2 pseudogenes are annotated in these 1025 nt (G+C 71.9%); one reads left to right on the top strand and one right to left on the bottom strand.

The features are described 5' to 3' along the window. A pseudogene (locus tag B7L92_RS37840) lies at positions 1-451 on the bottom strand (iron-containing redox enzyme family protein); the annotation flags it as partial. 67 nt (positions 452-518) lie between these two features. Between B7L92_RS37840 and B7L92_RS37835 the strand changes: the two are divergent. Next, positions 519-1025 (top strand): annotated as a pseudogene (locus B7L92_RS37835) (flavodoxin family protein); the annotation flags it as partial.

Genomic DNA, 1025 nt, shown 5'->3' with positions numbered 1-1025 from the left:
GCGTCCAGATAGCGGCCGTACGTCGTGTCCAGGCCCAGGTCCGCCATCAGGTCGGCGAACAGGCGGGCGTGCACCCGGTCGGGGCGGCCGCCGCCGTACTCGTCGAACTCCACCGCCGCCATCGCCGCCTTGGCGCGTCCCTGCAGCCGGGGGAGCACCCAGGCGTGCGGGTCGGCCTCCTTGAGGTGGTACAGCGACCGCTGCGCGGCGTACTCGCGCACGTGCCACAGCTCGCCCNNCCGCGCGCAGGGCGGTGAGGAAGCGGTCCTCCAGGGCGGCGCGGGTCCGCAGCAGCTCCGGGTCCCATTCGAGGTCGGGCGCCACACCCGCGAAACCGCGGTAGTGCAGTTCGTAGCAGAGGTACAGGGCCAGCTGGAGATCGTCGCCGTACACGGGGGCTGAGGGGGCCGCGCGGCGCGGGCAGCTGGGGTTCTTCGAGGCGGTGTTCCATGGGAGCCGGGTACCCGGGCCGCGCCGGGACACCCTGCCTGCCCGCCCGGGGGGTACTTTATGACGGTATGAAGGCACTCGTGATCAACTGCACCCTGAAGAAGTCACCGGAGACCTCCAACACCGAGGCGCTCTTCCGCACCGTCACCGAGCAGCTGCAGAAGGAGGGCGTGGAGGTCGACGTCGTCCGCGCGGTGGACCTGGACATCGCCCCGGGCGTGGTCAGCGAGGCCGTGCACGAGGGCGACGCCTGGCCGGACGTCCACGCGAGGATCCTCGCGTNNGGTCGCCAAGCGGGTCCTGGAGCGGATGGACGCCATGCTGTCCGAGACGGACGACGAGGGCCGGCCGGTCGCCTACAACCGGGTCGCGGGCGTCGTCGTCACCGGCAACGAGGACGGTGCCCACCATGTGATCAGCGAGATCACCGGCGGCCTGCAGGACATCGGCTACACGATCCCCGGCCAGGCGTGGACCTACTGGAACCAGGGCCCCGGCCCCGGGCCCAGCTTCCTCGAGGGCGGGAGCGGCCACGACTGGTCGCGGAAGACCGCCCGTGCCATGGCCGCCAACCT

Origin of the sequence: Streptomyces viridosporus (genome assembly GCF_002078235.1) — a bacterium.
In the GTDB taxonomy this organism is placed as follows: domain Bacteria; phylum Actinomycetota; class Actinomycetes; order Streptomycetales; family Streptomycetaceae; genus Streptomyces; species Streptomyces viridosporus.
This window is presented reverse-complemented; position numbering and strand designations above follow the sequence as displayed.